Annotated in this window: 28 protein-coding genes, 3 pseudogenes and 1 other annotated feature; of the genes and pseudogenes, 6 read left to right on the top strand and 25 right to left on the bottom strand. The window is 57.0% G+C overall.

Annotation, left to right across the window (positions count from 1 at the left end; genetic code table 11):
- The first annotated feature begins 217 nt into the window (after positions 1-217).
- Entirely contained in the window at positions 218-466 is a 249-nt protein-coding gene (locus E4A48_RS06930; protein ID WP_185910732.1) for a Trp family transcriptional regulator, read from the top strand.
- 283 nt (positions 467-749) lie between these two features.
- On the opposite strand, the pseudogene E4A48_RS21555 reads toward E4A48_RS06930, so the two are convergent.
- The 10 genes and pseudogenes from E4A48_RS21555 to E4A48_RS06880 form a co-directional block, all read right to left on the bottom strand.
- Positions 750-1,169, bottom strand: a pseudogene (locus tag E4A48_RS21555) (alpha/beta fold hydrolase); the annotation flags it as partial.
- Between the two features lie 18 nt (positions 1,170-1,187).
- A complete protein-coding gene (locus tag E4A48_RS06920; protein WP_142742119.1) occupies positions 1,188-1,994 on the bottom strand; it encodes an IS5 family transposase in 807 nt (268 codons plus the stop codon).
- Positions 1,925-2,395 carry an alpha/beta fold hydrolase gene (locus tag E4A48_RS06915; protein ID WP_260608123.1) on the bottom strand — a complete coding sequence of 157 codons (471 nt, stop codon included), beginning with the start codon at positions 2,393-2,395 and terminating at the stop codon, positions 1,925-1,927. The genes E4A48_RS06920 and E4A48_RS06915 overlap by 70 nt, the downstream gene beginning before the upstream one ends.
- Complete coding sequence (locus E4A48_RS06910; protein WP_142742117.1) at positions 2,379-4,160, bottom strand: AMP-binding protein; 1,782 nt, start codon at positions 4,158-4,160, stop codon at positions 2,379-2,381. Before E4A48_RS06910 ends, E4A48_RS06915 begins: the two co-directional genes overlap by 17 nt.
- A 17-nt stretch (positions 4,161-4,177) precedes the next feature.
- Positions 4,178-4,756: a flavodoxin family protein gene (locus E4A48_RS06905; RefSeq protein WP_142742116.1), complete on the bottom strand. Its 579-nt coding sequence runs from the start codon at positions 4,754-4,756 to the stop codon at positions 4,178-4,180.
- A 55-nt stretch (positions 4,757-4,811) separates the two neighbouring features.
- The gene (locus E4A48_RS06900; protein WP_142742115.1) at positions 4,812-5,504 is read right to left on the bottom strand and encodes an iron-containing redox enzyme family protein; all 693 of its coding nucleotides are present in this window, start codon (positions 5,502-5,504) and stop codon (positions 4,812-4,814) included.
- A gap of 2 nt (positions 5,505-5,506) precedes the next feature.
- Complete coding sequence (locus E4A48_RS06895) at positions 5,507-6,019, bottom strand: GNAT family N-acetyltransferase (RefSeq protein ID WP_003474805.1); 513 nt, start codon at positions 6,017-6,019, stop codon at positions 5,507-5,509.
- Positions 6,016-7,440, bottom strand: coding sequence for a phenylacetate--CoA ligase family protein (locus tag E4A48_RS06890; protein ID WP_142742114.1), 1,425 nt, complete (start codon positions 7,438-7,440; stop codon positions 6,016-6,018). The genes E4A48_RS06895 and E4A48_RS06890 overlap by 4 nt, the downstream gene beginning before the upstream one ends.
- 3 nt (positions 7,441-7,443) lie before the next feature.
- Positions 7,444-8,040: an anthranilate synthase component II gene (locus tag E4A48_RS06885; RefSeq protein ID WP_058361103.1), complete on the bottom strand. Its 597-nt coding sequence runs from the start codon at positions 8,038-8,040 to the stop codon at positions 7,444-7,446.
- A complete protein-coding gene (locus E4A48_RS06880) occupies positions 8,037-9,512 on the bottom strand; it encodes an anthranilate synthase component I family protein (RefSeq protein WP_185910731.1) in 1,476 nt (491 codons plus the stop codon). The genes E4A48_RS06885 and E4A48_RS06880 overlap by 4 nt, the downstream gene beginning before the upstream one ends.
- A 299-nt stretch (positions 9,513-9,811) precedes the next feature.
- On the opposite strand from E4A48_RS06880, the pseudogene E4A48_RS21710 reads away from it, so the two are divergent.
- The 3 genes and pseudogenes from E4A48_RS21710 to E4A48_RS20455 all read left to right on the top strand — a co-directional run.
- Positions 9,812-9,974: pseudogene (locus tag E4A48_RS21710) on the top strand (IS3 family transposase); the annotation flags it as partial.
- Between the two features lie 61 nt (positions 9,975-10,035).
- Positions 10,036-10,151: a sequence feature (AL1L pseudoknot), on the top strand.
- 153 nt (positions 10,152-10,304) lie between these two features.
- Positions 10,305-10,470 (top strand): annotated as a pseudogene (locus E4A48_RS21705) (integrase core domain-containing protein); the annotation flags it as partial.
- Positions 10,471-10,678: 208 nt separating this feature from the next.
- Positions 10,679-11,032, top strand: coding sequence for a hypothetical protein (locus E4A48_RS20455; RefSeq protein ID WP_185910730.1), 354 nt, complete (start codon positions 10,679-10,681; stop codon positions 11,030-11,032).
- 33 nt (positions 11,033-11,065) lie between these two features.
- Here the strand turns inward: E4A48_RS20455 and E4A48_RS06865 are convergent, their stop codons facing one another.
- The 12 genes from E4A48_RS06865 to E4A48_RS06810 form a co-directional block, all read right to left on the bottom strand.
- Positions 11,066-11,473 carry a DUF4124 domain-containing protein gene (locus tag E4A48_RS06865; RefSeq protein ID WP_142742112.1) on the bottom strand — a complete coding sequence of 136 codons (408 nt, stop codon included), beginning with the start codon at positions 11,471-11,473 and terminating at the stop codon, positions 11,066-11,068.
- A 235-nt stretch (positions 11,474-11,708) separates the two neighbouring features.
- On the bottom strand, positions 11,709-11,981 hold the full coding sequence (locus tag E4A48_RS06860) for a hypothetical protein (protein WP_260608082.1): 273 nt from the start codon (positions 11,979-11,981) through the stop codon (positions 11,709-11,711).
- A 93-nt stretch (positions 11,982-12,074) separates the two neighbouring features.
- A complete protein-coding gene (locus tag E4A48_RS06855) occupies positions 12,075-13,271 on the bottom strand; it encodes a zonular occludens toxin domain-containing protein (RefSeq protein WP_142742111.1) in 1,197 nt (398 codons plus the stop codon).
- A complete protein-coding gene (locus E4A48_RS06850; protein WP_142742110.1) occupies positions 13,268-13,558 on the bottom strand; it encodes a DUF2523 family protein in 291 nt (96 codons plus the stop codon). The genes E4A48_RS06855 and E4A48_RS06850 overlap by 4 nt, the downstream gene beginning before the upstream one ends.
- Complete coding sequence (locus E4A48_RS06845) at positions 13,555-15,063, bottom strand: A coat protein (protein ID WP_185910729.1); 1,509 nt, start codon at positions 15,061-15,063, stop codon at positions 13,555-13,557. The genes E4A48_RS06850 and E4A48_RS06845 overlap by 4 nt, the downstream gene beginning before the upstream one ends.
- Positions 15,064-15,192: 129 nt before the next feature.
- Complete coding sequence (locus E4A48_RS06840; protein ID WP_142742109.1) at positions 15,193-15,450, bottom strand: hypothetical protein; 258 nt, start codon at positions 15,448-15,450, stop codon at positions 15,193-15,195.
- Complete coding sequence (locus E4A48_RS06835; protein ID WP_142742108.1) at positions 15,447-15,656, bottom strand: hypothetical protein; 210 nt, start codon at positions 15,654-15,656, stop codon at positions 15,447-15,449. The genes E4A48_RS06840 and E4A48_RS06835 overlap by 4 nt, the downstream gene beginning before the upstream one ends.
- Positions 15,657-15,659: 3 nt before the next feature.
- The gene (locus E4A48_RS06830; RefSeq protein ID WP_142742107.1) at positions 15,660-15,953 is read right to left on the bottom strand and encodes a single-stranded DNA-binding protein; all 294 of its coding nucleotides are present in this window, start codon (positions 15,951-15,953) and stop codon (positions 15,660-15,662) included.
- Between the two features lie 4 nt (positions 15,954-15,957).
- Positions 15,958-17,049 (bottom strand): replication initiation factor domain-containing protein, encoded by a 1,092-nt coding sequence (locus E4A48_RS06825; protein WP_142742106.1) that lies wholly within the window; start codon positions 17,047-17,049, stop codon positions 15,958-15,960.
- Positions 17,042-17,260 carry a hypothetical protein gene (locus E4A48_RS06820; protein WP_142742105.1) on the bottom strand — a complete coding sequence of 73 codons (219 nt, stop codon included), beginning with the start codon at positions 17,258-17,260 and terminating at the stop codon, positions 17,042-17,044. Before E4A48_RS06820 ends, E4A48_RS06825 begins: the two co-directional genes overlap by 8 nt.
- Positions 17,257-17,532, bottom strand: a complete 276-nt coding sequence (locus E4A48_RS06815) for a hypothetical protein (protein ID WP_142742104.1) — start codon at positions 17,530-17,532, stop codon at positions 17,257-17,259. Before E4A48_RS06815 ends, E4A48_RS06820 begins: the two co-directional genes overlap by 4 nt.
- A gap of 18 nt (positions 17,533-17,550) precedes the next feature.
- Positions 17,551-17,757 (bottom strand): hypothetical protein, encoded by a 207-nt coding sequence (locus tag E4A48_RS06810; protein ID WP_142742103.1) that lies wholly within the window; start codon positions 17,755-17,757, stop codon positions 17,551-17,553.
- Positions 17,758-17,893: 136 nt separating this feature from the next.
- On the opposite strand from E4A48_RS06810, the gene E4A48_RS06805 reads away from it, so the two are divergent.
- Both E4A48_RS06805 and E4A48_RS06800 read left to right on the top strand, forming a co-directional pair.
- Entirely contained in the window at positions 17,894-18,334 is a 441-nt protein-coding gene (locus tag E4A48_RS06805) for a DUF3693 domain-containing protein (protein ID WP_142742102.1), read from the top strand.
- A 137-nt stretch (positions 18,335-18,471) separates the two neighbouring features.
- Positions 18,472-19,278: an IS5 family transposase gene (locus E4A48_RS06800; RefSeq protein ID WP_142742101.1), complete on the top strand. Its 807-nt coding sequence runs from the start codon at positions 18,472-18,474 to the stop codon at positions 19,276-19,278.
- A gap of 900 nt (positions 19,279-20,178) precedes the next feature.
- Here the strand turns inward: E4A48_RS06800 and E4A48_RS06795 are convergent.
- The 3 genes from E4A48_RS06795 to E4A48_RS20950 all read right to left on the bottom strand — a co-directional run bounded on the left by E4A48_RS06795 (position 20,179) and on the right by E4A48_RS20950 (position 22,474).
- Positions 20,179-21,654, bottom strand: coding sequence for a patatin-like phospholipase family protein (locus tag E4A48_RS06795; RefSeq protein ID WP_185910728.1), 1,476 nt, complete (start codon positions 21,652-21,654; stop codon positions 20,179-20,181).
- Between the two features lie 58 nt (positions 21,655-21,712).
- The gene (locus tag E4A48_RS06790) at positions 21,713-22,048 is read right to left on the bottom strand and encodes a hypothetical protein (RefSeq protein WP_260608081.1); all 336 of its coding nucleotides are present in this window, start codon (positions 22,046-22,048) and stop codon (positions 21,713-21,715) included.
- A gap of 177 nt (positions 22,049-22,225) precedes the next feature.
- Complete coding sequence (locus tag E4A48_RS20950) at positions 22,226-22,474, bottom strand: hypothetical protein (RefSeq protein ID WP_260608080.1); 249 nt, start codon at positions 22,472-22,474, stop codon at positions 22,226-22,228.
- Positions 22,475-22,572: the final 98 nt, after the last annotated feature.

Raw genomic sequence — 22,572 nt, 5'->3', positions numbered from 1 at the left:
ACCACGTAATTACATGCTATTCAAGCTACAAGATTGGGCGAATTTCAATGTGGATTCACGCGGGATAATGTAGATTTATCATCTTAAGCATCCGCGGCACCTCCTAACTGGCCGCCAGCTAGTACGAGACCGGTTGAATTGTATGTGATGAACAGATATATTTTGAGAAATTAATCATACTTTCTGCCAAATGCGTTCATTACTTATAACTCAATTAATGGAACACCTTGCGGCCATCGACTCGCCAGAGGAAATTCGCTGGCTGCTTGAACAGCTACTTACTGACCGCGAGCTCCATGACATCGGCGATCGTCTGCACATTTACAGCCTGTTGGTTAGCGGCGAGTACAGCCAGCGCGCTATTGCCCAGTTGGCCAAGGTCAGCATTAGCAAAGTGGAGCGGGGCGCGAGTAACGCCCGCTCGCCCAAGGTGCGTGCCTATTTTCGCAAGCACTTCCCTGCCTGAGCGTTTCTTCGCAGCGCTCAGTATGGTCTAATAGACCGAGCCGATAGGCTCTCGATCAGAGTCGACAAAGCGCTAATCCGAGGCGCGGTCAACATTCATGCGCCCCTCTGACAACATGCGTTAGCCCCCTCCCGCCTGTGGTCCGCACACATCAATAAATGCTGCGATCTCTTTCGCCACCGTATCCGTGCGCTCCAGCATGGGCATATGGCTGCATCGATCCAGAACCACCGACTGCAAACGCGCGCCGAGCCCTGCCTGCAGCGACGCCAGTGCGGAGACATCAATGATTCCGTCCCTCTTGCACCATAGCGCCAATACAGGCAGCTGCAAACTCCCCAGCCGACCTTGTAACGCAATGGGCCCCAGGCTTGCTCAGTGCGTCGAAGGTCTTTCGCACTATGGCCGCATGGCTGATATTGGCTGCTACCAAGGCGCGGCGCACTCGCATCGAAACCGTCTTGGGGGTGGCAAAAGAGTATGCCATCGCGCGGTCAAAGCCAGGAGCATCCGAGTAGAGAAACGGATTGTGGCCGGCACGCATCGCTCTAACAAAGTCGTTTTCCCTCGACGGGAGGCCAAATGTGCTAATCAATACGAGATCACGCACGTGCTGCGGGGCTTCCGCCGCTTGGATGCCGGCGATCGCCCCACCCATCGAGTGGCCTACCAGAGTGAAGTTGAGAATGTGAATGTCGCGAAGAAACGCTTCTAGAGCGTGTTATGAACTTTGAAGGATGGCGGCAGCGTTGCTGAGCATGAGGACCGTGAAGACGACGAAATGCAGGCCAGCCAGGGTTTCCGGCAAGCGCTCGTAGTCGCGTGCAAGCCGACGGAAGCGGTTGACCCAGCCGAAGCTGCGTTCGACGACCCAGCGTCGAGGAAGCAACACGAACCCTTTCTTGGCTTCGGGAAGTTTCACCACGTGCAGATCGATTCCTTCTTCCTGAGCCGCTTGTGCCGGCTCCTGGCCGGTATAGCCTTGATCCACGAATGCCACCGTCACGGTGTCACCGGTGACGTGTTGTACCTCCTGCGCCAGCGAGCGCACGTGAGCACGCTCTTGTTCGTTGGCAGGCGTGACTTGCACTGCAAGCAAATGCCCGAGCGTATCCACTGCCATATGCACCTTGCTGCCTTTCTTCCGCTTATAGCCGTCGTAACCGGCGCGCGGGCCGCTCTCACAGGTGGATTGCAGTGTCCGCCCGTCCAGGATGACGGCGCTGGGTTGGCCTTGCTTCCCCTGGGCGACACGCAGGATGGAACGCAGGTCGCTGACCATGGCTTCAAAGCAGCCCGCCTGCAGCCAGCGCTGCGTCTGCTGGTAAACCGCTTCCCATGGTGGGAAGTCGTTGGGGAGCAGGCGCCACGGCGCTCCAGCACGCGCCATCCAGCGCAGCGCATTGAACATCGCCCGCAATGCGTACTTGCGCTGCGGAGCTTGCTCCGTCATCAGGCTCAGGTAAGGCGCCGCAAACGCCCACTCTTCGTCGGAAATATCGGTCGGATATGGGCGTTTGCTCTGCATCCCACTACGATAGCTGCATCGCCGAAAAGTTCATAACACGCTCTAGTCGCGCGGCTTGGGCTTCCAGCGACATCCAAAGCCGTCGACTGTCCCCAACCAAGTAAGTCTGGGATCACCACCCGGTAGCGACGCGTTAGTTGCGGAGCCACCGACAGCCAAACGGCCTTGGTCGACGCTATACCATGGAGCAGCACCACCGTGTGCCCCTTGCCATCCTCATAGTAACTCCAACGAACAGTCCCAACTTGTCGCGTATGGCTTGAAAGGCCAGCCTGCCAAATTTGATAGTGCAATCGTGCAAAATAAGCAACACGCGGCCACGCGGCATACAACACACATAGCAGTGCAAGCCCCAGCAGGACCACAGCCCTATGACGACGAGGCTTATTCTTCGGAATCATTGCATTCATGCGCCGGCACCGGATGGGAAACACCGCATCCTGCGATAGCGCAATTATCCAACTCCGCGCATTCGTCTTCCCATACAATCTTGCGGTCCCGCGATGCCGCCTGTTGGGCGAGCGGACCATAAACTCGCGCAATCTCACGCCGCCGGATCTTCATGGTGGGCGTCACAAGTCCTTCTGCGGGCATCCATAGAGCCTTGGCGATCAGGATGCGATCAACGCGTGCCGACACTTCGAGCTTAGCATTAGCGTGTGCAATCACGTCGGTGAGGTTCGACTCGACTTCTAGCCTGGACTGAGATTGGGCTTGCGGCTTAAGGGTGATCACCAAGGTCGGCTTCAGTCGCTCGGAACTTAGCAGGCACATCTGTGCGATCATGTGGCTTGTTACGGCGCTTTCCACGTCACCGGGAAATAGCGAGGCCCCATCAGGCGTAATCAGCTTGTCGCCGAGTCGGCCGCGAATCGACAGAAATCCATCGGCATCTAGGATCCCGATATCGCCCGTACGGAAGTAGCCATCCGCGGTGAGCGCTTGCGCAGTGCCATCAGGGTCGCCGAAGTAACCATACATGGTGCCAGAGTGACGACACTGGAGTTCGCCATCAACCGCAATCCGGAGCTCAGCTCCCGGCAGTGCACGCCCCACGGTACCGACGCGTTCAGATCCTGCCAGATTGCACGCCACATAGCCGCAATTCTCGGTGGATCCGTAACCCTGCCGAACACCAACACCGAGCTCGGCGAACCAGTTGATCAGGTCATCTGCCGCCTTAGCGCCGCCCACTACGCACAACGCAGCTCGGTGCAGGCCAAGTCTGCGACGCAACGCGTATGCGACTCCGCGGCCTACCAATGGGACGCGTAGCCATCGCTGCAGGCGGGCGGGCGGCACCCGATCCAGTATGGCACCACGCATGCGTTCATAGACCTGCGGCCCGCCGGTAAAGAACGTCGGCGCTACCTCGACTAGGGTGCGGCTGAGCGACTCCAGCTTTTCCAAGAAGTGAATTTCTGCCCCGACCAACAGACTTAGAGCCTCGCAAGTGAGGCGCTCTTGCGCATGCGCAAGTGGCAGGTACGAAACCAGCCGCTGCTTCCCGTTTGGCTTGAACACGTGTGCGAGTGCCATACGCGCGGTATACGCGATGTTGCCATGCGTTAACATGACTCCTTTCGGTCGCCCGCTTGTACCGGATGTGTACAAGAGCATCGCCACTTCGCCGACCAGCGGCGGCGGCCGATTCTCGATAAGCAAGGGAGAATGCTGCGTGACCAGTTGATCCCATGACTGCTCCATCTGCGGCACAGTTGGATATGGAAGCGAAATCGTATGTATGCTGGAGGGCACGGCTGCCAGAGTGGTAGCTAGGTCCTCTGATGGCCCAATGAAGATGGCAGCGGCATCCGTGTGCGCCAGAATGAACCGCGTGTTGTCCAAAGACTGGCCCGGAAACAGGCCGACTGGCACGTACCCCGCCAGCATGATCGCTATATCTGCCAGGATCCAGTGCGCGGTATTACGTCCGCTAATGCAGATGCGAGATCCGGCGGGAAACGCCATGGCACGGAGCGCAGAAGCGATGCAGCAAACCTCGTGTGCCGCTTCACCCCAACTGATGGTGCGCGTGCGGCCATCGATTGGCTGATGGAGCCAGGGCCGATCCGCAAACTGACGCGCGCGACCAAGAAAGCAGCCGACTACATCGAATGCCGGATCGATTCTAGCGTTGTCGGAACTCTGATCTGCTAACGACATATCACCTCCACAGTGCACTATCCACCTGATTGCGCGCTCGGATTTTCGCTATTCCAAAGACGCCTGCCGACCTCCACCATGCGATCCAGCATTTCACACATTGCCTGGGTCGCCTCCGCATCGCAGGCACCGCCCACGAACGTCGCCGGAAATCCCGCGCCCACCAGAATCATCTTATTGAGCAGGATATTCAGGACGATCTGCGAATAGATGCTGGTATGGGCATAACGCCGTCCCACCACAACGATGCCGGCAAGCTTGTCGCGCAGTGGGCGACCGAGCGGGCGCAAGAAGCCGTAGCCGACACGTTCCAGAAACGCCTGAAAACGGCTGTTCGTGCCGTACGCATGAACCACTGGCACATAGATCACAGCATCGGCGTCCAGCATCCGCTGGGTTAATCCGTGCACCGAGTCGTTCACGGCACACGGCTGTAAATCGCAAGCATTATCCGCATCGCAAAAGTCGATCCGGTATTCGCGAAGGTAGATGAAATCGCAACTCGCCCTTTCATTCAGATACGTCTGAATCAGACGGCAAACTTTTTCGCTCTGACCTTCGCTTCGACTGGATCCGACGATGATACAGAACTTCATTAGTCGGCAGGCGTGCTGGAATTGCAAGTGGCCCCCTTGGCGAATGTCGCAGCAATCAGGCTGCGCTTCTGCTCGTCGTCAGAGATTGGCGGTACTCACGCTCGACCTGCTCGAGTATTTGTCCTGTCAGGTAGAGCGTCGTCGTGGCCACGTCGATTATGTCCTCCTGCTCTGAAAGCGACAGTGCATTTTCTCCAATGGCCTCAATTACCTCCTCGGAATGCTTAGCATCGATGTCGGAGTGAGCGACGAAGAAGCTCATATCCTTTGGAGTAAGGTTCAGATCCTTTGAAATCTTCTTTAGGATCTCGTCAATGTGTCCGTAGCAGCTTTCAGCCCAGTAGCTGTAGCCCAAGCGGGCAATGGCTCCGCGTTCGAGGGCAACTTGGTACAGATAGGCAATGAGCGCCTGCGTTGCCGGAAGTGGCCGCTGCTGCAGCCGTGCAGGATCATGGAGTCCCTTGACGGTCAAATCATGGACGACCATCGCCTCATGCCCGAGCTCCTCAAGTGCATGCTTGTATACGAAGCGAAGCAACTTCCGCTTCTGTGGGTCGGTCTTGTATGCAGCCGTCGCCTGATTGACTGAGTTGTGCCGCGTGTAGTGATAGATCTGCTCCATCAGCAGACGGTAGAGATCGGTGGTGACTGGCTGTGCCAAGACTTGGTCCCAGAAACGACCAGTTCGAATGTAGTCCCACTCCTGCGCTACCGCAGCTTCAAGACGCGCGATGAAATCCGTACTCATGGTTACTCCTCAAAAATCAGGTTGATTAGACTGTATTGCTTGGTCGAAATACCTGGCGCCGGTATGCCTGCTGCGATTACCCGAGCGCCCACGCGTTGATACAGGCGTACAAAATGTGGTTGGCACAGGGCGACCAGTCCGCTATGGATGGTCCACTCGCGAACCCAGCCAAAACATTGCCGTAGCGCGTCCGTTGCCACTGTCGTACCACGCATGTCCTCACGCACCACCAAGCGATTGACTTCCAGCAGGCTCTGCGCGCCGGTCAGTGCGCGCACATCAGCAAGACGTTCGCTCAGGGTCAGCCCGTGGCCCACTGATGTCAGGCGGGCTCCACCCACCAACTCATCGTGCATGTAGAACGCGAATTGGTAGGACGCCTGGTTCCGCATTGCCTCCAGTTCCTGGAACATGATTTCTCTGGCTGGATTGCTTCCGATGTACTGGTCACGCCAGTATTTCAGCTGTTCTAGATCGCTGGAATGAGAGCCGAGCAGCGCGATGGCAAGAGTCATCGCGTGCCGAGTCTCGCCAATAGCGTTTCGGTAGTCAGTTCTGCGGCCTGGTCGTCGGAAGAAATGGCTTCGCGGCCATCAATTAGACGTGCCGACTTCCATTTTATCCATCCCCCCATGTTAACGTGCTCAGAAAGATCGTTTACCATCATCGGCGTGCACTCGCAGGCTAAGCGTTGCTGTACATTATCGCGGATCTTCTGCAACAGAGCCTTGGTGGCGTCTGCCTCCAACCCCGGCACCTCAAGCTTGGCCAGCAGCGTGTCATTCTCTGCCTGCTTCCCAATTAATATCTGATAGCCAACGCAGCCGAGAACATCCTGCATGAGCGCAGACTCGATCTGCGCCGCCGTATAGTTCTTGCCATTAATCTCAACCGCGTCACGAACGCGACCTACGACTTCAATGTCGAAGGCTGCGAACAGGTTTTCACCGCCGTTGTCGGTGAGGGTCACAATGTCCCCGGTGCGGTACCTGATCAACGGCTTTACACCGTCAACCAAGCAGGTCACTACGAGTTCGCCATGCCCGCAAGCACCGAGCCTCTCGCCCGTGGTTGGATTGACGATTTCGAATATGTAGTTAGGCACGTGCGGGCGCAAGCGATTTTCGCGTGTAGCTGAAGCGATTACGAAGGCTTCCTGCGAACCGTACAGGCTGTTGTAAACGCGCGCACCCCATAGGCTCTCGAGATTGGCTGCAAGCTCGGGCGTGCACAACTCTCCACTGAGCATGAATACCTTTACCTTAAAATCTCGCTTTGGATCCAGTCCACGACGCAGTGCTTCTTTCGCCAAGGTCATTACCTGGCCCGGAGCGGTAGCCACGATCTCGACATCAAGCTTGCGCAGCAGGTCCAGACACTTTTCGAAGCCTATGATCGGCGAGCCCGGCCATATCTTGGCTACACACATATCGAGGTCGTAGCCGATGGCTCCAAGCGTGTCTGTGAAGGAATGGGCCTCGGTTGGTCCGAGGACGGCCATCACCGGCCGATGCTGTTCCGGAAAGTTCGCACGGACGATGTCTTCGTAAGCATGTTTGAGTTGCAGATTGCTCGCGTAGCTCTCCTTTTTGTCTCGAGGACACGGTGTCGCGGCACCGGTCGTGCCGGTAGTCTCGTAGTAGTAAATAGCATCATTGATTGTGCCTGACATTATGTCGGCCATCTGCTCCCGCAAGTCGTCCTTAGTAGTGAACGGGATTGCTTCGAGCTGATCGATTGTGATGCTGTCCACGTCAACATTGTCGAGACGAGAGGCATAAAAAACAGAATTATCTTTGGCGTGCTTGAGTACTGTCCGCAATTGCTGCTCCCGCCACGTGGCGAGCACGAATCGACTGATTGTGCCGTTGCGGTAGGCATAATCGATTGGGTTATAGCGCTCTTTGAATGCATCGAGATTTTCGCGAGGCGACATCGGTTACCTACTATCTTTGTGGTAGCTTTTTATGAAGTTTCTGATGATTTCCATTCCGTACTCAGTGCCGATGCTCTCCGGATGGAACTGGACGCCCTCCACTGCGAAGCGGTTGTGTCGCAACCCCATCAAGTAGCCGTCTCCGCTCGCGGTCGCCGTGGCAGTCAGGCAAGGTGGAAGTGACTTGCGATCGACAATGATGGAGTGGTAGCGCATCGCCCGAATGCCTTGTGCGGGCAACCCGGCAAAACAGCCCAGACCATCGTGATGAACAAGGCTGGTCTTGCCGTGGACTAAGTGTTCCGCGTAAGCGAGTTTGGCGCCGTAATATAGGCCGATGGCCTGATGCCCAAGGCAAACGCCAAACACTGGGAGCTGCTTGCGATTGTGTTCCAAAAGTTGCAGGTAACCAGAGTCGCTCGGATGTCCTGGCCCGGGCCCAAGTAGGATCACGTCACAGACTTCCGGGTCTATTGCAGCGAACAGATCTGCCGCATTGCGCCGAACGACGCGCACTTCGCAATCAAGTTGACGGACGTAATCCACCAAGATATGCACGAAACTATCGTAGGCATCGACAATGGTGACGCGCGTGCTCATGCCAACTCCTGGTCGGTTATCGCATTAAATACGGAGCCCAGCTTATGTAGCGTCTCGCGGTATTCGCTTTCTGGAACAGAATCCGCAACGATGCCAGCCGAAGCCCTAAGCGTGTAGACGCCATCATGAAACACCGCACTACGAATGCAGAGTGCGGTGTTGAGATAATTGTTTCCGATTCCGATGAGTCCGACAGCTCCGGCGTACTGCTCACGAGCACTATCCTCGATCGAATCGATGAGCTCTATCGCGCGAATCTTAGGGGTTCCCGTCATGGTCCCTGCTGGGAATGCAAGCATAAACACGTCGTATTTGTCGCGCTCCCTGTCAACTTCGCCGCTTACGTTCGAAACCATGTGATAGACATGGGAGTACTCCTCAATAGCCATCAGTTCGGTCACATTAAGCGAGTGCGGGAGACATGTTCGGCAGATGTCGTTTCGACACAGATCCACCAACATCAGGTGCTCGGCGACTTCCTTTTCCGAACCATGAAGGATGGCTTTGGCTTGTTCGCCAGAAAGGCCGCCAGCCTTTCCGACAGTTCCGGCAATGGGGCGCATTACGATTCTCTGCCCTTCGGTGCGCACAAAAAGCTCTGGACTGGCCCCTACCACTGTCCGGCTACCTGCGGTGAAGAGATACATGTATGGCGATGGATTTCTCTCGCGCAATCGTTTATATAGTTGCAGGGGTGACATCCCCGACTGGATCGTCAGCTTTTGACCGATCTGGATCTGATAAACATCTCCTAAGCCGATGTGTGTCAGTGCTTGACGACACTTCCCTAAATAGGCTTCGCGTGTGGTTTCGTAGTGCAGTTCAAAGGTGGTACAAACCACGTCCTGACGCTCAGGCGGGCAAACCGCAGCCTCCTCGCAAAGCGCAGCAATGCTTGCTGCCGAGACTGCGTCTTCTTCTACCACACCATAGTGGGTTACCGTTGCTACGTCCTCCTGAAGCGAAACCAGGGTTCTGTACAAGCCGAGCGCAATATCGGGGCCGCGCTGAGCATCATCGCTTTGCCCGAGGACCGGCTCGATATAACTGATGGTTTCGTAGCCCCAATAGCCGAACAACGCGAGCGGGACTTCACCCTGTTGTCCAGATACAGAAAATGCTCTTTCGAGCTGTCGCAAAAAATTCCACAGCTCTCGGCGGGACGGCAAGGTGTAGTGCCGCGCTTGATTGGCGTATTCGCATGCAAAGCAATGAAGATGTGGCGCGATGGCTTCAAGCACGACGTCCGTGCCAGTAAGGCGAACGCAAATCCCACGAACCTCGATCGTGAGAAGTGGATCAGCAGCAACTAGCGTAGAACGAGCGTCTGAAGTTCGGCCAAGGGATTCGAGCAGAACCATTTCGCTTCTTGGGAAGCGCTCCGACAAGGCCTCGTAAATAGGCAGGCCAAGTTCTAGAAACGCACGCTTTGGAAGCTGCAACGTAAGTGTAGTGGCGACCAGATCTAGCACGGCCAAGGTTTCCTGTATCTGTGTACCGGTACAAGAGTACATCGGAAGATGTGGCCACTGCAAGTGCCCGCTTGATATGTGCGATTCACTCACGGCCCAGTCGCTTTCCATAGTTGCAGTTGCTTATGACAACAACTGGCATCGAGGATGAGCACAAAGTAAGGTCAAAAATCGCTATAAGCCATTCTAGGAACTGAACCGCCCCGGAATTCCTGGAGGCTCCAACTCTTGAGAAGATGGAGCGATAAGCAAGACGAAGTATTCAGCGGAAGTGCGTGAGCGTGCGGTTCGTCTGGTGGGTGCGGGAGCACCAGGGGGAGTACGGCTCGCAGTGGTCAGCGATCGAGTCCATTGCAGGGAAGATTGGCTGTTCGGCCCAGACGCTGTGAAATTGGGTGCGGCAGGCCGAACGTGATGCCGGCGAGCGTTCGGGTTTGAGCATGGACGAGCGTGCGCAGTTGAAGACACTGCTGCGGGAGAACCGTAAGCTGCGGCAGACCAACGAGATCCTGCGCAAAGCCAGCGGGTATTTTGCCCTGGCGGAACTCGACCGCCGCTTCGAGCCCTGACAGGTTCGTGGGCGAACATCGTGACGTCTACGGGGTCGAGCCGATCTGTAAGGTGCTGCAGGTTGCTCCGTCGACGTAGTACCGCCACGCGGGGCGGCAAGCTGGCGCGGGCCTGCGGCCCAATCGCAGGTGTAGCGATCGGGCGCTGCGCTCGCAGATCCGGCGGTTGTGGGAAGAGAACTGGCAGGTGTACGGCGTGCGCAAGGTCTGGCGGCAACCTGCAATCGAGCCGTCGGTGGGCAGCGTCGGCGACAGTTACAACAACGCGCTAGCTGAGACGATCAACGGGTTGTACAAGGCAGAAGTGATCCATCGGCGCTCAATGGCGCAATTGCCAGGACGTCGAACTGGCCACACTGGATTGGGTGGACTGGTACAACCACAAGCGATCCTTGACCTCGGGGAGGTTCCCTGGTATGCAAGAGCGATTCCAGCAAGAGCCGCAGCAGCCCAGCGTAGTACAGCGCACGGAATTCAACATAATATACATTATGCGAAATACGCACTACGAGCAGCACGAGTGCGAGCGCGCTGGATTTGGATGTGGATCAAGTCTTGCTTGCCCAGGCGTTCCCCTAGCGAAACGGAACTCGCAGCATGAGCGACAGCTACAACATCGACCGGCGGCCACCATGTTGGACTGCCGGCGAACCCTGCCCGAACCAGTGCGCCCAGGCCCACGCGCGGCACATCATCGACAACCACGTGGATCTGCACGGCCCATGGACTGGCTGGCGACTGGCTGGCCGGGATCTGGTCGCACCGTCTGGCGAACGGATCCCCGAACGCCGACTACGCGGCCTGCTATGGCGCGCAGATGCCACAGACTTACGTGACGCAACACGAAATCGGAACCTTGCCAGGAAAGCACGTCAGCAGTCGATGGTGAAGGTTGTTGTCGTTGACCTTGCAAGCTGGCGGGATCGCCACTTCGGATCAATGGCGGGATGAGCGTATACGCAGGGGGCAAGCCCCTGCACCCGATCACTTGCACGCATTGCGAACCTGCTCATCCTGCTGGCTAGAAAGCTGAAATGAACGCTTTAATCCAGCAGCCTCATAAACGACGGCGCGCTGACGCTTGGCAGACTGACAGGCATAGCTAGATTGTTCACTAGGAACACTGGCGCCATATCCGCTACCCGCAGAAAGAGCCGCGCGATCAGCTGCATAACGCCGGTCCAATTGCTGCTGAATCCGGTAAAGCCGCCAGCGCTCAGCATTGGAAGGTTCGGCAACGGGCGTGGCATCCCATGCCTTGGCCGCCTGCCCCGTTGCGCATGGTGCGGACTGATAGGACACCTGCTTTCCGCTGACGCACTTGTAAACCTGCTGCGCATGCGAAGGCGCGATGATGAGCGCCAAAATTACGGCAAATACGCGAACGTCCATGAACTCCCCCTTGTAGCCTGGATCATATCGGACAGCGTCATGCCACGCTTAGACAACTGCGACGCCGGCAGGAGGAAAAGCGGTCATCAGTGGGGAGTGGTCGTGTTGATGCCGGGAGGCACACGGCAGGACGACCAGGGCGTGGGCCGAGGCGTCCACGGCGCGGGTGATGCGTGAAGCGTATCCGTGGGGGCGCTGCCCCCACAATCCAGGCGGTAGCTACTTTCGTGACGCGTTACGCTTTAGATGCCTGCACGCGGACGCGCAAATCAGCCAAGAGCTTGAGCGCATAGTCGGCTTCACCGCGGGCCATCGCATCGCGCAACGCATCGATCATGGCAGCGTCGGAAACCTCTTTGCGGTATGCAGCCTGCGCAGCCATCTTCCGGTTGAAACGATAGTTCGCCGCACGCTGGGCAGGGGTCATGGCCGCATTGCCGACAGGTGGACGGCCACGCCGACGCTTGAGCGGCATTTCCAAGGTGCCAGGGTCTTTTTCGTCACGCATCACGCAATCCCCGCTGTCTGTCGATGGTGATATATTATCGTGACGCGTCACGAATGTCTAATGATCGTTAGTTATAAGTGACGCGTCACGAAATTACATATCCAATGTGGTGGCAGGCGTTACCGAAGTGGTGCTGTAGGGCTTCGACTCCGGAAACGTGCCCAGGGCGCGGGTCTGCTTGGATATGACAGAGCCAGGAACGCCCGCAGAAGCAGGAGAATGGGCGGCACGGTCTCCCCCGCTACCCTGGGCGCTATCCTGGGATGCAATCGCCGTCTGCACATGCTGGGAGGGCGCCTTGAAGGGGTTATAAGGCTCGCCGTTCCTCGCAATCTCCCGACACACGTCATCGCGGACAACGAGCCGGGTATTCTGCTCAGTGACGCACCGGCAACTGTTTACCGTGCTCATGCAATACACGTGAGGATCGGAAACGATGGGCCGGCCCAAGTACGCTGGCGCCGACCACGGCACGTCCTGAACCTGGGGCGTGATCGCGGCAACGTAGTCACTCCCCGTCCGGATCGCCACGCGATCAGGCTGCGACGTACCAGCAGGGACACCACCGCCGCCTCGCTCCGGCGTGGCCGTCGCGGGGGCGGCGGAGGCGCCCTGCTGCTTGGACTTATCAATCTCGCTGTAGGCGGTCCGGAACAGGAAGAACCACGCGCCGCCGAGCAGTAACGCACCCGCTCCACCGATGATGATCGCCTTCTTGACCAGGGCAGGCATGCGGTACTTGATCGTGTGATCGCTATTCGCAGAAACATACAGCTTGCCAGCCGTCTCGATGGGGAAACGGAACGTCTCGGTGTCGGCCTTGGAGCGTCCGCGAGGGCTGCGCGGGTCTTCCATGATTTCGTCGGTGCGGTACAGCTTGGACGACAACTTGCCAGACTCGCGCAGCAAGTGTTCATGACAGCCAACAAGATCCTTGATATGGCTGTCGAGGTACTTGGGGTGCTGGGTCAGCAACACCATGCGCACACCTTCCTCACCGCGCATCGTGTTCATGGCCTTGAGATAGTCAGGCGCATAGCCTGCGCGACGCTCGCCGAACCACTTCTGCGCCTCATCGACAAAGAGGATCGCACCGGGAGGCAACTGCTGCCACTGCCGTGGATCTTCCCAATCGACCACGCCGGAAACGGCCAGACCCTTGAACCCAGACTGATAGACCTTTTCGCCCTCCTTGATAGCGTCGGTCATCAACTGCACAGCGCGCAGGGTTTTGCCGCTGCCAAGAATACCAGTAAGCAGCGACATGGCCGCTGTTTTATATATGCTCATGGCAAATCTCGCTTGCGAAGGAATAGACGCTCAGTACCCTTGAACCCGTAGGCGCTGAGAAGGATTGACACAGCAATGTCGATGCCGAGCGCGTGCAACCAACCGGCAATATTTCCGGGCATGGATTGCCACTTGACCATCGCCCAATCAAGCAGCGGTTGCAAGATAAGCGCATAGCTGCCAAGCCCAATGCCGAGTCCAAAAAAAGTCTTGGTCACCCAACGGGCGGCCTTGGTGATGATGATCTTCGACAGCCAAACACCGAGGCCCTCAGTAAATAGGCTCATCCGTTACCCCTCATGATGCCGATAGCCGCGATCGAAGCGGCGGCGATGATCAACACTCGCAGGATGGAAACGAAGTCAAGCACCTCCTGGGGCATCTTGAACTTCACTCCCTCCACATCGAAGTCATAGCCCAGCGCGCCAGCGCCATAGGTAACCAAACCCTCATTGAGCGATGCACCTGTACCGCCCTCGCCGATCAAGATCGAACCCTGCCCATCGTCGCCGTCGCCCTGCCCCGCTTCGCCTTCCACGCCTTTGCGGATCGCCTCACCGTCGCACCGAGCACGCCATTGCTGCAGCAGCTGGGAATACGCCTCGGCCTTGCAGCTAGAACCAGCACAAACCGGCACATCACCAGAGTCGCAGCTATCACCCTTGCTCACTTCGTTATGCGTGGTGTTACACTGGTTTTTCCAGGTAAATTTCAGGTGAAGACACTTAAGCGTGTCTCCCGTACATGCAGGAGGCGACATACAGTTGCCGCTATCGGACGCGCTATCTCCATCACCATCATCGTCACCGTCCTTGCTGCCTTTACCAGCTGATCCATTGCCGGAAGTATTACCGCTACCCGTGGCGGTATTATCGCCAGTTGAGTTCTTAGAAGTGCCAGAAGGCACACTAGAATAATTGGTAACGTTGTACGTGGTGCAAGTCGTGTTAACGCATGAAGTCTGCTGGTGACCTTCCTTACGCTGCCACTCCTGATCGGAAATAGTAGCAATTGGCGGCGTCACAGGCTCACCCTTTGGGGACTTAACTTGCGCATCTGCACCGTCTGCTTTCTTGCCGGTTTCCTGCGGAGTCCAACAGAACGTTTTACCAGTGGAAGAAGTAGCGCAATAATCACCATTTGTTTTCACGCAAGCCGTCTGGCCGGATTCAAGTGCAGTACACTCAGGCGCTTTAGGCTTATTTGCATCAGCCTTATCAGTCTGAACCTGGGAAATATCATTAACAGGCTTGGCCGAATTACAAGTTTGACCGTTATATGTCCGATCCCTCATTCCATAAATATTAACGCCACCGGTCTGTGTACTAAAAGAAGTGCCCTGCACCTGACAACCAGCGATGCAATTACTAACACCAGAAGAGGAATAAGACTGCGCAGCATCAGCAAGCTTGTTAGTATTTCGCTGTGAACAAGTAGCGCCCGGAACAAAGCCGCGGTACAAGGTCAATGCAGTGCAGGCCCCACCATTAAAAGAGGCTGTAAACTTAAGAGAAAATTTCTGCGATCCAGAATAAGAATAGACAGGCGCACATGCGGCCGTAGAACCTGAAATTGTAGAAGACCACTTCCCATAAGCAGCATAGGCCATTGCGTATGCCTCACCCTCATCAGCACAACCGTTAGACGTTTGCTCGGTGTAGTCTGCAGAACAATTTAGAGATTGCTGCGCGCGAGCAGTTCCAAAACTAAAGTATGAAATAACGATAATAGACAATAAATAAACTATACGACGAACAAGGGTGCGAGCGAAATAGCGAGCAAGCCAGCGCATCACACCCTCGCCGCAACGGAGGTGAGAACGATCCACCACAGCAACATCACCAAACCTTCCATCGCAATTCCCCTAGAAAAAAGGGGCGGTCGCCCGCCCCTGTAAATCATTTCGTGACGGATGACGAAATTAGCCTTTCTTGATGATGCCGGCCGCACGCAGACCCCACACCGCCGCAGCGAAGGCCAGGATGATAATCAGCGCGTAGCCGGCATAAGTGGCGATCTTCGTGGTGATCGTGCTGGGATCGAATGCGGCAGCGTCCTGAGCCATGGCGAAGGCGGGAACCAGACCGAACGCACCGACCATGCCAACAGCACGGTTGCGGAACGAACGGGCCACAGCCTTGGCGCGGATCAACGCGGTTTCACGGGTGTTCTTGTTCATCGGATTTCTCTCTCTTCAGGTGGGAAAAGCAGGCGTTTTGCGACTGCGACGGCCATCACCGAGGTGAAGAACATCGCGCCCACTTCGTTTGCCTGCGCTACGGTGGGCAGCATGTCCACCCAGCTGGATTGATCCAGCCAAGCAGTGGTGGTGCAGGTGCCGTCCTGCGCCGGCACTGGATCAATGCAGGTCAGGACGCGCGCCATGGGTTAAGCCGCCGCGCGTGCGACGTTCTTACCGCGGAGCTTGGTGAACTTATCCAGGCTCAACACGCCCTTGTTGACCTGGCCCATGGATTCCACGTCCAACTCATACTCGCCGGCTGAATAGCCGGCCTGGCCGTCTTCCAGGCGCACATCGAACGGGTACGCGAAGCCGGCCATCTCAATCTTGGCTTTCTGCTTGCGCGTGGTGAACTCGCGTTGCTGACCGCTGTCGTCCTTGAAACTGCCCTTACGCTCGATGACTTCGGCATTCAGTACGGTGACTTTGATTGCGCTCATTGCTCTAACTCCGGTTGATGCCCGCGATTTCGGGCCATAGTTCCGCTGCTTGACCTGTTGCCCACGCCGGCAGCTTGTTCGACGTGCAGGTATGAATCACGGCGTGCAGCGCCTCAGGCGTCTTGCACTGCCGCGCAATGAAATTGAGCGTTGCGCCGTACTGGCGCTTGAGGTGACGACGGGCGCTTTTCCACGTCGCTTCGACTGCCGCTTTCGTGATATCGATCTGCGACGCCACGCAGTGGAGGAACCGCAGCACGGGGTACGCGCCGAGCAGATAGCCCGCAGGATCACGCAGCAGATCGAGCGGCAGTTCCTTGCGGTTGGAGGCCCGGAATTGCGCTTCGTAGCGCACCCACTCGCTGGCGGGATCGCCCTGTTCCCTGCCCTTCTCGTACACCCGTAGCTGCTGCTCCGACTTCTTGCCGCCGACATACAGCGTCTTGCCGTCACCACTGTCGTAGTCGTCCACCAACTGCGCTTTCGGGTGCTGGCCACGACGGTCGAACTCACCATCCGCGTACCACTGTTGAGCGAGCTTGAGCGGGTAGTGGCCGAGCAGATCATCCGCAGCCACGTCCACACGGGTTAGCCGTCCTGCGCAGCTTTCGAGCTTCGCTCGAAGCTCCAGCCACCGCTGCGCATGGCCGCAGCGCGCTGCGCTCAGTGTCTTGCACCCGACACCGGTCAACTCGATGCGAGACGTGTAGGTGCCATCAGAACGCCGGCAGTTTTCGCCGCCAAGCTCGACCAGGCCAACATGCTTGCCATCGGCATCCAGCACACGCACGCGCCAGAGATAGAACTGCCCTGCCCTGGCCTCCTGATCCAGTTCCAGGCCCAGGCCTGCGAAGAACCAGCAGAAGACCTGCAACGCAGCAATGCGGGCATTCTCTGAGCTGGCATCGATCCAGGCGCGGACCTCATCGGCCGCATCGCGCTCCAAGAACCCGATATCGCGGAGGACCGCGAACAGATCCACAGAGGCGGAAAACCAGTCGATGCCGACCGTTAGGGTTCCGTCGGCATTCCTGAATTGACTGACTCCCCTGTTAGACGAGGGGAGTCCTGCCGGCACCGCGGACCCGTCAGCCACGGCGAACGCCCCACTGCACTTCCAGGGCGCACACAGCACGTTCCAATTCGGCGTCGCGGCGCACCTGGCGCTTGGCCTGAGCGATCATGGCGAACGCGCGGTAGTCGGCATCGAGTTGGCCCGTGTTACTGCTCGGGCCAACCGGATGCTCCGGCCGATTGCGCAGCTGCGCCGGTGAAAAGGGTAGGCAAAGGGCGAGAAGCGGGATCACAGATAGGCCTCATCGCCGTAGAACGCGTGCTGATCGCAGGGGGCAAGGGCATCGATATCGAGATAGCCATCAGCGTCGCGGGCATACGCGAACGGGCTGTGGGCGCGAGCAGCGACCTCGCGCTTGGCGTGTTCGACCATGGCGAAAGCGCGGTAGTCGGCATCGAGGCGGCGCAGCTGTTGCGCCGACCTCCATGCGAACAACCGAGCGACGCCGAGAGAAACGACGGCAACCGCGGACGCCAAACAGCACCACATGATTACGTGACTCATCACGAAAAAAAGGGCGCGTTAAGCGCCCTTCCCCTTCGCCGGCTTCGAAGCATCGGCAGCGGGATCGACCGCCACCACCTTGACCGGCTTCAACTTCTGCGCGGCGAAGCATGCCGCCAGGATCAGACGCGAAACCTTCGACTCGCCCAACTCGGCGAACTCCAATGCGGCGCGCTGCAATTCCACGATCCGCGGTTGAATCGCGGCGTGCTGTTCGATGTTCATGACGTAGCCCCTTCCCCTGCTCCCTGAGAACCCGCCGCCGGACAGGGGGACCGGTCGGCGGGCGATGTCAGGAGTGTGCTGACATCTGGGAGGGAATGTATGCTGGGTGCTGACACTGTGTCAACAGGGTGCTTACATGAGCCAGAGCTACGACCTCTTCTGCCGCTGGAAACACGTGAAAAAGATCCAGAGTGACAATGCAGGCGGAATCGCTCTTGGCGTAACCAGGGCGACAATTTCCAGCTGGAAACAAGGGAAAAATGCCGAAATCCAGTACATCGAAAAGATGGCAATGGAAATAGGCGATAGCCCGGAAACGTGGTCGGCATTAGTGATGGCAGAACGCAGCAATTCCGAGGCCGAAAAAGCAGCCTGGAAAAGAATTGCGCAAAAGCTGGCGGCCACAGTGATGGGCCTAATGCTGTTCATCGGGGCGGCCCTGCCGGACAGCGCGAAAGCATCAGCAATTCAAGGGCTTACCGAAACCCATGCTATACATTATGCGAAGTTGGCAATCAGCCTGGCTGTTGTGGCTGGTGCCGTCGCTCTGGCTGTGCATCATGTCTACCGCGGATAATTCCGTCGCACCCAGGTCGATCTAGCTGGTTTGAGCGCGGATAACTCCGTCGCTCAGTGATCGGTAGTAGAAATTTGCGTATGTAGACAGACTAGAGCGTGTTATGAACTTTTCGGGGATGCAGCTATCGTAGATGGATGCAGAGCAAACGCCCATATCCGACCGATATTTCCGACGAAGAGTGGGCGTTCGCGGCGCCTTACCTGAGCCTGATGACAGAGCAAGCTCCGCAGCGCAAGTACGCGTTGCGGGCGATGTTCAATGCGCTGCGTTGGATGGCGCGTGCTGGAGCGCCGTGGCGCCTGCTACCCAACGACTTCCCGCCATGGGAAGCGGTTTACCAGCAGACGCAGCGCTGGCTGCAGGCGGGCTGCTTTGAAGCCATGGTCAGCGATCTGCGTTCCGTCCTACGTGTCGCCCAGGGGAAGCAAGGCCAACCCAGCGCAATCATCCTGGACGGGCGGACACTGCAATCCACCTGTGAGAGCGGCCCGCGCGCCGGTTACGACGGCTATAAGCGGAAGAAAGGCAGCAAGGTGCACATGGCGGTCGACACGCTCGGACATTTGCTTGCAGTGCAAGTCACGCCAGCCAACGAACAAGAGCGCGCTCAAGTGCGCTCACTGGCGCAGGAGGTGCAACACGTCACAGGTGACACCGTAACGGTGGCATTCGTGGATCAAGGCTACACCGGCCAGGAGCCGGCGCAAGCGGCTCAGGAAGAAGGAATCGAATTGCACGTGGTGAAACTTCCCGAAGCCAAGAAAGGGTTCGTGTTGCTTCCTCGGCGCTGGGTCGTCGAACGTAGCTTTGGCTGGTTCAATCGATTCCGTCGGCTTGCACGCGACTACGAGCGCTTGCCGGAAACCCTGGCTGGCCTGCATTTCGTCGTCTTCACGGTCCTCATGCTCAGCAACGCTGCCGCCATCCTCCAAAGTTCATAACACGCTCTAGCTATGTGCATTCGAATCCCGCGATGAAGATGACTTCGGTTGAAGGGAAGATACTAGATCATGGCTAGACGGACGGCAAAAGCCAAGCCACCATTGCGTTGAGCCAGGCCCGATAGTTCCGATCCCAATTTGGCTCCGGCGATGGGATTAGCCCCGGTAGAGCTCGGCGGCCGCGGCCTCCGCTGTGGTGCCATCGTCGGCTGGGCGGTGGGCGGCGCTCTGTAGCTCGACGCGTGTCCGTGAGGCGTGTTCCACTGGGCAACGCACTGAGGTGTAGCACCGCTGGCCATTCGATCGACCTGCGTGCATCTGCGATCCCAGCGGCGACAGATATGGGCATGAGCGGTCATTCGCAATGCCTGAGCTAGACGCGCAGCGAAGCGGCGTTGGCTTCGACGAATTGCTAGACATCATGCCGTGACCTCCACGGCAAACACCTTTGAGTGGCGACGCCGAAGAGTCAGAAGGAGCTAATGGGCGATCTGCCGCATACAAGCCAGTTCCTAACAAGCAGACGAATAACCGGACCGGGCGGCTGAGCCCGCGCTAGATGCGGTCCAGAGGGCGCGTGTATGTCTGCTTTGGGTGGCGGAAGGAGCCCTCTCCTACCCCTGATAACGATCCCTAACCGTGTTCCGCAGCCCAGTATATCTCTACCTCAATCGACATATGATCCTGCGCCTGGCAAGGGACCATGGCGCTCACCTTCAACTCACTGCTTGAATCTAAAAATCTTGCCCGTCATGGCGCGCCTGGCGCGCCATCAATCGAAGCGCAGCCCATTTGGCAAGACTCCTGCAGACTTTGGGCGCAAGGAGACGTCGTGTTCAAAGAAGCGTCAGGACATTCAGGGAAAGCCAGTCTTCAGATGCGATGGCATCGGATAGTGTATCAATGTGAACTTGAATCCAACTGCAGAAATGGCTCCGCCTTAAGAGCACGGGGGATCCCCTTTTTAGCCGTTAGATAACCAAGTGCAATATAGGCAAGCGCTTGATTAACATAAAAGCTCTGGTCAATTGTCGTGGTTCGTGGAAAGGCATGTGTGCTGACGCCGCCAATCAGGGGGTAGTCCTTTCTAATTGCCCTGCTATAAATCGTATTCCCATCCGCCCATTCAATGTACGCACCAAGATTAAATCGCATTAACTGCTCAAAGTAATCTTTGTCATCTACTAAAAATTTGGCGCATTGCCACCTTCCGCCCTTAAAGCTACCGCGAGCCTTATCAAAACGATCAAACGCATCTTTTGCGACTTCTCTTTCCGATTCACTAGCCTTATTGATAAAATCCGTTACTAATGACGGCTTTTCCATCTTAACGTAAGCAATTCGCGTATCCAAGCCTGGGCCACGGGCATAGCCTGGATAGACACCGTACTTCTGGAGCTCTGGATCGCGATCAAGCATCACGCTCACCCCCAGATTTGCCATGCGCCGCTGCAACGTGTAATAGGCGCCGTATGGTTCATGGGGACTATCAAACTGCGCATCGATTATAATAAGCCTCTTAGATCCTCTGAGCAATGCGGAGACAGCGCCAAGATTCTCGGTTTTACCTCCATCCCACAGGTAAACTCCACCGTCTGGCGTATCCGCGTCATTCGGCCTCGGGAACCAGCGTTTAAGGGGGCTAATTGCCGCCCCTGAAGCGAGTGCTCCATAGATGAGCCGGGAATAGAGCTTTTCGCCATCAGACCAAGCGCGCGGCTCATCAATGCTTCCATGATGCAGAGGAGTCATCTCAAAATAGCGGTCCGTCCAAGGAAGATTATTGTAGCGCCGACCGTATATCGTCGAGTTCATAATAAGGTACGGCGCCGCGCCGGAGGCGACTAACGGTCTAAGGTCAGGGAATTTTGCCTGAGGATTGTCTGCCTCTCCAAAAACACCGGCCATTCGACTCTCATACAAGCTTCTACCGGCCATCCCCCGCAAGAGCATACTTTGCCAGGTAACAAAGTTGGCTTTAGCAGAAAATTCGCAAAGACTCTTACCAAAGACGGAGTTGTCGTATATGGAAGAAGCGAACTTACTACTCGGATGTTTTGCCTGCTCAGAATATATCCAGTAACTCAAATAGCTACCGCCGGACACCGAAGAGATTAGATCTGTCTGCTCAAGAATGCCGTCGTCGTAGAGCGCCTTGAGGACACCAAAATTGTAAAGGCTGGAGCGAATCCCACCACCTGACATAACAAGACTAAGTTCAGGACTTCCGCCCTGCATCCATTCTTGCCTCAGGCGTTTCTCCTCTGTTGTAAAGCTGTAGTTGTCACGCCTGTTAGGTGCCGGTGAGATATGCATGCAGCCAGCGACTAACACAGTTGACGTAGCAAGAATAATCGCTTTCCATTTAGTAGCCATAGCAGTCTCCATAAAGGCTAAGCGTTTAAGTGTGGCTACCCGCGACGATGCTATTCGCTCATGATATCGTCATCCCGCTCTTTTGCTGGGCATCCATTCCGCGATCACGTGCTTGCGCAAGTTCTTGTAAACGCGTCTGCTCCTGCATATCCCTAGTTTGACTAGCGGCCAGGTATTGTTGCTCTTGCGACGCGGCTAGCGCCTCACTCGTTAGCATCTGAGCACGATTGGCATAAGGATCAGGCGATGCCCCAGGACCTGAGCGCATGACGAACACGGCCTCGGCCACGGTGAAGAACATGCTGCCGAACTCGACGTGGGCGCTGCCGAGCAACTGCGATTTGAGCTGATAGCACGGCGGCACAACACGGCTTCGCCCCAAGCCCCAGTCCAACCGGGGCTTCCAAGCTGTGGGCTGGAACATAAGGCAGTCACCGATTCAGGAGCGACAAGTCCAAGCGTCTCGGCATTGCTGCTTACCCGGACTGCAAGCTGGCGGTTTCGTCGTTGACCAAGAGCAGTGGTTGCGCCGCGGCCGAGCCGATCGGCAAACGGGATTCGGCGGCGGGAGTCACTCTATCACCGTTATGACCTCGTCCCGCAGAGAACTGATTTGAACAAATTTCAGCCCCGACTTTTCGAAGGTATAGACCTTGAACAGCAAGGACAGGCTGACGTTCCTATTGCCCGGAGGGACGCGCTCTCCCATGCCCTCGATGACATCGCCTGGGTTCATCACCTGGTCCGCCGCCTTGGCGATCGGAGAAAAGCCAGCAACCAGCGCGGCCAATCCGAGCAATGCTCCGGAGAGGGTTTTCATCGTTCGTTCCTTGACGAGAAAGCGTCTCGAAACGCTACTGCTGACCAGATGGGCCTGCAAGCGTCAGACCCTGGGCTACTCAAAACGTCTACGAGGAT

Source organism: Xanthomonas translucens pv. cerealis, assembly GCF_006838285.1.
GTDB classification, from domain to species: Bacteria; Pseudomonadota; Gammaproteobacteria; order Xanthomonadales; family Xanthomonadaceae; genus Xanthomonas_A; species Xanthomonas_A cerealis.
The sequence above is the reverse complement of the archived record's forward strand: the minus strand, read 5'-3'. Positions and strand labels throughout refer to the sequence as shown.

Excerpts from the sequence above, each read along its gene's own strand:
- E4A48_RS06930 (WP_185910732.1), top strand. The coding sequence starts at position 218 with ATGGAACACCTTGCGGCCATCGACTCGCCAGAGGAAATTCGCTGGCTG.
- E4A48_RS06920 (WP_142742119.1), bottom strand. The coding sequence starts at position 1,994 with ATGCAGAGCAAACGCCCATATCCGACCGATATTTCCGACGAAGAGTGG.
- E4A48_RS06915 (WP_260608123.1), bottom strand. The coding sequence starts at position 2,395 with ATGATTCCGAAGAATAAGCCTCGTCGTCATAGGGCTGTGGTCCTGCTG.
- E4A48_RS06910 (WP_142742117.1), bottom strand. The coding sequence starts at position 4,160 with ATGTCGTTAGCAGATCAGAGTTCCGACAACGCTAGAATCGATCCGGCA.
- E4A48_RS06905 (WP_142742116.1), bottom strand. The coding sequence starts at position 4,756 with ATGAAGTTCTGTATCATCGTCGGATCCAGTCGAAGCGAAGGTCAGAGC.
- E4A48_RS06900 (WP_142742115.1), bottom strand. The coding sequence starts at position 5,504 with ATGAGTACGGATTTCATCGCGCGTCTTGAAGCTGCGGTAGCGCAGGAG.
- E4A48_RS06895 (WP_003474805.1), bottom strand. The coding sequence starts at position 6,019 with ATGACTCTTGCCATCGCGCTGCTCGGCTCTCATTCCAGCGATCTAGAA.
- E4A48_RS06890 (WP_142742114.1), bottom strand. The coding sequence starts at position 7,440 with ATGTCGCCTCGCGAAAATCTCGATGCATTCAAAGAGCGCTATAACCCA.
- E4A48_RS06885 (WP_058361103.1), bottom strand. The coding sequence starts at position 8,040 with ATGAGCACGCGCGTCACCATTGTCGATGCCTACGATAGTTTCGTGCAT.
- E4A48_RS20455 (WP_185910730.1), top strand. The coding sequence starts at position 10,679 with ATGAGCGACAGCTACAACATCGACCGGCGGCCACCATGTTGGACTGCC.
- E4A48_RS06865 (WP_142742112.1), bottom strand. The coding sequence starts at position 11,473 with ATGGACGTTCGCGTATTTGCCGTAATTTTGGCGCTCATCATCGCGCCT.
- E4A48_RS06860 (WP_260608082.1), bottom strand. The coding sequence starts at position 11,981 with ATGCGTGACGAAAAAGACCCTGGCACCTTGGAAATGCCGCTCAAGCGT.
- E4A48_RS06855 (WP_142742111.1), bottom strand. The coding sequence starts at position 13,271 with ATGAGCATATATAAAACAGCGGCCATGTCGCTGCTTACTGGTATTCTT.
- E4A48_RS06850 (WP_142742110.1), bottom strand. The coding sequence starts at position 13,558 with ATGAGCCTATTTACTGAGGGCCTCGGTGTTTGGCTGTCGAAGATCATC.
- E4A48_RS06845 (WP_185910729.1), bottom strand. The coding sequence starts at position 15,063 with ATGCGCTGGCTTGCTCGCTATTTCGCTCGCACCCTTGTTCGTCGTATA.
- E4A48_RS06840 (WP_142742109.1), bottom strand. The coding sequence starts at position 15,450 with ATGAACAAGAACACCCGTGAAACCGCGTTGATCCGCGCCAAGGCTGTG.
- E4A48_RS06835 (WP_142742108.1), bottom strand. The coding sequence starts at position 15,656 with ATGGCGCGCGTCCTGACCTGCATTGATCCAGTGCCGGCGCAGGACGGC.
- E4A48_RS06830 (WP_142742107.1), bottom strand. The coding sequence starts at position 15,953 with ATGAGCGCAATCAAAGTCACCGTACTGAATGCCGAAGTCATCGAGCGT.
- E4A48_RS06815 (WP_142742104.1), bottom strand. The coding sequence starts at position 17,532 with ATGAGTCACGTAATCATGTGGTGCTGTTTGGCGTCCGCGGTTGCCGTC.
- E4A48_RS06810 (WP_142742103.1), bottom strand. The coding sequence starts at position 17,757 with ATGAACATCGAACAGCACGCCGCGATTCAACCGCGGATCGTGGAATTG.
- E4A48_RS06805 (WP_142742102.1), top strand. The coding sequence starts at position 17,894 with ATGAGCCAGAGCTACGACCTCTTCTGCCGCTGGAAACACGTGAAAAAG.
- E4A48_RS06800 (WP_142742101.1), top strand. The coding sequence starts at position 18,472 with ATGCAGAGCAAACGCCCATATCCGACCGATATTTCCGACGAAGAGTGG.
- E4A48_RS06795 (WP_185910728.1), bottom strand. The coding sequence starts at position 21,654 with ATGGCTACTAAATGGAAAGCGATTATTCTTGCTACGTCAACTGTGTTA.
- E4A48_RS20950 (WP_260608080.1), bottom strand. The coding sequence starts at position 22,474 with ATGAAAACCCTCTCCGGAGCATTGCTCGGATTGGCCGCGCTGGTTGCT.